Origin of the sequence: Klebsiella sp. Ech2A (assembly GCF_030078455.1) — a bacterium.
GTDB classification, from domain to species: Bacteria; Pseudomonadota; Gammaproteobacteria; order Enterobacterales; family Enterobacteriaceae; genus Klebsiella; species Klebsiella terrigena.
Genome location: NZ_JAQGFU010000258.1, coordinates 1 through 5,288, shown reverse-complemented (window position 1 = coordinate 5,288; position 5,288 = coordinate 1). Strand labels below are relative to the sequence as shown.

At 61.3% G+C, this 5,288-nt stretch carries 3 protein-coding genes and 1 pseudogene; 2 read left to right on the top strand and 2 right to left on the bottom strand.

Going from position 1 to position 5,288, the window contains the following annotated elements; translation table 11 throughout:
• Together PFH44_RS24760 and PFH44_RS24755 are read right to left on the bottom strand one after the other, a co-directional pair.
• A pseudogene (locus PFH44_RS24760) lies at positions 1-230 on the bottom strand (formate dehydrogenase subunit alpha); the annotation flags it as partial.
• A 240-nt stretch (positions 231-470) separates the two neighbouring features.
• On the bottom strand, positions 471-1,916 hold the full coding sequence (locus tag PFH44_RS24755) for a nucleobase:cation symporter-2 family protein (RefSeq protein WP_052698750.1): 1,446 nt from the start codon (positions 1,914-1,916) through the stop codon (positions 471-473).
• A 411-nt stretch (positions 1,917-2,327) separates the two neighbouring features.
• Here PFH44_RS24755 and ygfT point away from each other — a divergent pair, with 411 nt between their 5' ends.
• Both ygfT and PFH44_RS24745 read left to right on the top strand, forming a co-directional pair.
• A complete protein-coding gene (gene ygfT, locus PFH44_RS24750; protein ID WP_283826465.1) occupies positions 2,328-4,268 on the top strand; it encodes a formate-dependent uric acid utilization protein YgfT in 1,941 nt (646 codons plus the stop codon).
• Complete coding sequence (locus PFH44_RS24745; RefSeq protein WP_283826464.1) at positions 4,265-4,741, top strand: 4Fe-4S dicluster domain-containing protein; 477 nt, start codon at positions 4,265-4,267, stop codon at positions 4,739-4,741. The genes ygfT and PFH44_RS24745 overlap by 4 nt, the downstream gene beginning before the upstream one ends.
• Positions 4,742-5,288: the final 547 nt, after the last annotated feature.

Genomic DNA, 5,288 nt, shown 5'->3' with positions numbered 1-5,288 from the left:
GACCCCAGCCTGCCGGCGCGCTGGCGGCGGATCATCGGGGTTTTCAGGCGCGGGGTGAGGATCTGGGTATCGTGAATAAAGTCCCAGCCGTAGTAGCCCTTCAGGCACAGGGTTCCCTGGTTATTTTTACCCATCGCCGGCTCGGCGCGGATAATCTGCCCCTCTTCGGTCACCAGCCTTATCTTGCAGCCGGCCGCGCAGTAGGGGCACACGGTTGTTACCATTTTCATTGTGACGGGACTCCTTTTAATCATGCGGCAGCGAGGTCGCGATTAAAAAAGCAAAAAAAAACCAAACCGGCTGCTGATACCGAGATCGACAGCCGCTCGTACAGCCGGAAAGCTCAACATCAGCAGTAGGGTCGCGGCGAGGGTCAGGCGAAGTAGCATGGTGCTTTCTCCGGAAGCTATTGTGCTTATTTGCAAAATGAAACGCGGCAGCGGGCCACCCCGATACCGCACCGCCCAGCGCTACTCCTCATGCTGCTGCTTTTTAACCTTGCGCATTAATAACCACATGCGCACCGTGCGCGGCGCGCGATGCGTCCCCTGGGCTTCCGGCACCAGCCCGGTGTGCTTGTTGTAGCCGTTGAAAAACAGGTTTAGGGTGACGGCGCTAAACGTAGCCAGCATGATCCCGCTGTGCAGCAGCGGCTGCAGTACCTCGGGGAATTTAGAGAAAAACTGCGTTGATAGCGTTGGCGTCAGGCCGACGCCAAGGCTGATGGCGACGATATAGAGGTTGTAGCGATTGGTGGAGTAGTTGATGCGGGCGAGGATACGTATCCCCGTTGCCAGCACCATGCCGAACATCACCAGCCCCGCGCCGCCCAGCACGAACTGCGGGATAGAGGCCACCAGCACCGCCATCTTGGGCACCATGCCAAAGATAATCAGAATGGCGCCAGATGCGACGCAGACCCAGCGGCTATGAACGCCGGTGACGCTGACCAGGCCCACGTTCTGCGAGAAGGAGGTGTGCGGAAAGCTATTAAACAGCCCGCCGAATAGGGTACCGATGCCGTCAACGCGCAGGCCGCGAATGATATCCTGCGGCGTCAGCTTACGACCGACAATTTCGCCAAGCGCCAGAAACATCCCCATTGATTCAATGAACACGATGATCATGACGGCGGTCATCGTGATGATTGATATCGGATCGAAGACGGGCGTACCTAAGGCCAGCGGAGTGACCACGGCAAACCAGTGGGCGTCGTGCAGGCCGTTGAGGTTAACCTCATTCATCATCATCGACAGGCCGAAGCCGAAAACGATACCTAACAGCACGGCGACGTTAGACATAAAGCCTTTGGCAAAGCGGGTGATCAGCAGAATAAACAGCAGTACGGCAAACGAAATCCCCAGATAGATGGGGCTGCCGTATTCCGGATTACCTTTCCCTCCGGCCGCCCAGTCGATCCCCACCTGCATAATGCTCAGACCGATGGACGTGATGACGACGCCGGTGACCAGCGGGGGAAAAAGCGGCATCAATCGGCCGATCAGCGGCGCCAGCAGGGTGGTTATTATCCCGGCCGCAATCGTCGCGCCGAAAATACCCATCAGTCCGATATCGGGATTCATGCCGATGGCCAGCATCGGCGTCACGGCGGCGAAGGTCACCGACATAATAACCGGCAGGCGAATGCCCATAAAACGTCCGACGCCGATACACTGCAGCAGGGTAACGACGCCGCAGCAAAACAGATCGGAGCTGATCAGCAGTGCGACCGTTTCCTTGCTTAGCCCCAGCCGGTCTCCAATCATTAAAGGGACGGCGACTGCGCCAGCATACATCACCAGAACGTGCTGCAAACCAAGAACGACCAGCTTCCCCGGGGATAAGACGCGATCCACCTCATCAATTGTGTGGGGGCTACCAGTGACCGATGGTGGTTGAGAATCAATGGCGCTCATAATGTATTTCTCCTTAATATCCAACGGTGGGCTTAGGAGCCAACCGGGAGGGGGTGAATAGAGAGAGTGCAAAGCTCGCTATTACTTATGCTTAGGCAGTGCCAGTTTTTATTCCTGGCGGAAAAATACTGTTGAAATGAGTCGACTATCACAGAAAGAGGCGGTAACGGCGGCAAGCGGTGGGCGGAAAAACGCCGCGGAGAAAATAGCGTCTCATAATGAGAGGGATATAATCATTCTGACTCACAATATGATTCTGCAGCGCGTCTCCCTGATATTTATGCCGGGTGAAGGCGGTATTTTTTTGAGGCTGCTCGCAAAAATAAGTTCGCCACGATTGAGAATGTAAAAATCGCCTGATTATTGCATCGCGACCCCTTGTCAATTTCGGAATAATAACAAGGGAAGCCAATGAACCGATTTATTGTTGCCGACGCTGCGAGCTGCATCGGCTGCCACGCCTGCGAAGTGGCCTGCGCTGTCGCCCACAGCGAGGACTGCTGGCCGCAGCGGCGGCATGATTTTCTTCCGCGTATCCACCTGGTTTCTCACCGCGGCGTCAGCCGAGTGACCACCTGCCGTCACTGCAACGATGCGCCCTGCGTTGCCTCCTGCCCGACCCAGGCGCTCTGTTTCTCCAACGACAGCATCCAGCTTAAGCCGGCGGAGTGTATCGGCTGTAAAAACTGCGCCGTTGCCTGTCCCTTTGGCGCGATCGAGATGGTGGCCGCCGGCGAGGATGCGCCGCAGCTGGCGCAGAAATGCGATCTTTGTCAGCAGCTTCCGTCGGGCCTGCAGGCCTGCGTCAGCAGCTGCCCCACCGAGGCGCTGCGGCTGATGGACGAATCCGGGCTAAACCAGCTGCGTCGTGAAAGGCAGGCCCGTGCCGCTCAGGGTCAGCCGGTGCGGATGCGGGGCGACGACCGGCGTTCGGCCTTCTTGCGTAAGCCGCCGCGCGTGGGGGGGCAAAAGATCGCCGCCGAGGAGCGCAAGGCGCATTTCGCGGAGATCTATCACCCACTCGGCGCCGGTGAGGCGGAATATGAGAGCGAACGCTGCCTCTACTGCGCGCAGAAAGCGTGGTGCAACTGGACCTGTCCGCTGCATAACCACATCCCGGATTTTATTCGCCTGGTGAATGAAGGAAAGATTATCGAGGCCGCGGAGCTGTGCCATCAAAGCAGCTCATTGCCGGAAATCTGCGGCCGGGTCTGCCCGCAGGACCGGCTGTGCGAAGGGGCCTGTACCATGAAGGCGCAGGGCGGGGCGGTCACCATCGGCAATCTCGAGCGCTATATTACCGACAGCGCGCTGGCGATGGGCTGGCGGCCGCAGGCAGGGGACGTCAGCCCCCGTGAGGAGCGGGTGGCGGTGATTGGCGCCGGGCCGGCGGGCCTGGGCTGCGCCGATATCCTGACGCGCGCGGGGGTAAAGGTTGACGTTTACGACAGGCATCCGGAAATCGGCGGGCTGCTGACCTTCGGTATTCCGCCGTTTAAGCTGGATAAGGGCCTGCTGGCGGTCAGAAGAGAGATTTTCAGCGCCATGGGCATTCAGTTCCATCTTAACCACGAGGTGGGGCGCGACGTGGCGTTCGCCGATCTGCTGGCCGACTACGATGCGCTGTTCCTCGGCGTCGGCACCTACGGCCTGATGGCCGCCGGCCTGGAGGGGGAAGATGCCCCGGGGGTGATTCAGGCGCTACCGTTTTTGATTGCCAGCACCCGCGAAGTCATGGGGCTGGAGGCGTCGGGGGAGTATCCGCTCACCGATATCGAGGGTAAACACGTTGTGGTGCTCGGTGGCGGCGATACGGCGATGGACTGTCTGCGCACCGCCGTTCGACGCGGCGCGGCGAGCGTGACCTGCGCCTACCGCCGCGATGAGCAGAGCATGCCGGGTTCGAAAAAAGAGGTGGTCAACGCCAGGGAAGAGGGCGTGGCGTTTCAGTTTAACGTCCAGCCGCAGCGGATCCTCCGCGGCCGTAAAGGGGCGGTGCGCGCGGTGAGCATGATCCGTACCGAAATGGGCGAGCCGGGGCCGGACGGGCGACGTCGCCCGCGGCCGGTGGCCGGTTCCGGGTTTGAGCTGGCGGCCGACGTGCTGGTGATGGCGTTTGGCTTCCAGGCGCACGATATGCCCTGGCTGCGCGGTCACGGGATCGACCTCGACCGCTGGGGGCAAATCTGCACGGGCGGCGAGGGCCGTGCCAGCACGCAGACCCACAATGATAAAGTTTTTGCTGGCGGCGACGCGGTACACGGTGCCGATCTGGTGGTGACCGCAATGGCCGCCGGGCGTCGGGCGGCGGAAGAGATGCTCGACCTGTTTAAGCGAAAGGAGAGCCTATGACCCGTTTTATTATCGCCAGCGCGGAGGCCTGCATCGGCTGTCGGACCTGCGAGGTCGCCTGCGCGCTGGAGCATTCCGCATCCGCGGCCATGTTTCAGCCGCGTCTGAAGGTCCAGCGTCTCGATAGCCTCAGCGTACCGGTAATGTGCCATCAGTGCGAGAACGCCCCCTGCGTGGCGGCCTGCCCGGTGGTGGCGCTGAGCATGGGAGAGGATCGGGTTGAGGCCGATGCGTCGCGCTGCATCGGCTGCCAGAGCTGCGCGGTAGCCTGCCCCTTTGGGGCCATTACCGTGGAGGTCGTCGCCGCGCATCCGCCGCTGATTATCAAATGCGATCTGTGCGCGAGCCGCGAGGGCGGTCCTGCCTGCGTGGCGGTTTGTCCTACCGCGGCGCTGAGCGTGATGACCGGCGAGCGGCTGGCAGCGCTGCTCAAACGGCGTCAGGAGACCGCCGCCAGCGCGCCGGGGATGTAGATCGCTGCGGAGCGCTCCCCGCCCCGACGGGTGAGGAGCAGCTTTTATGCGGGCCAGCAGGGAGGGGTTCCGTTCACCAGGCGCCTGGCAGAACATGTGGCCTCGCTGCCAGGAGATCGCGGCCAGCGAGCGGGGAATGGAGAGCGCTGCGGAGCGATCCCCTGGTCAGCTGAGAGGAAGTTCCGTTCACCGGAAGCCTGGCAGAACATGCTGTCCCGGCGCAAGGGTAAGATAGGTCTGGCGGTTTGAATCAGGAACGGCCGGCACCTGCTATTGCCTTCCGCAATGATGGACGTCAGGTGGTGAAAGAGCATGCAGCGGGGCCCTGGCTGCCCGCTGAAATCGGCGAACCGGAGGCCGGAAGACAAGGGCTGGCCGCCAGGGATGGCGGCAAGAGGCGAATCGAGACAGGAGCGAGCCCCGGAACGGGCGAGCAGGTCGAGTTGAGCCGACCGCAGGCTGCAGGCCGGGAGGTGAGCGCAGTGCGCAGCACCGATTTCCGTGCGGGACCGCGGGGATTGTTAAGGGGAAGACGGTTATCTTCCCC

What these genes read in the sequence shown, in the direction of transcription:
- PFH44_RS24755 (WP_052698750.1), bottom strand. Translation starts at nt 1,916, where the DNA reads ATGAGCGCCATTGATTCTCAACCACCATCGGTCACTGGTAGCCCCCAC.
- ygfT (WP_283826465.1), top strand. Translation starts at nt 2,328, where the DNA reads ATGAACCGATTTATTGTTGCCGACGCTGCGAGCTGCATCGGCTGCCAC.
- PFH44_RS24745 (WP_283826464.1), top strand. Translation starts at nt 4,265, where the DNA reads ATGACCCGTTTTATTATCGCCAGCGCGGAGGCCTGCATCGGCTGTCGG.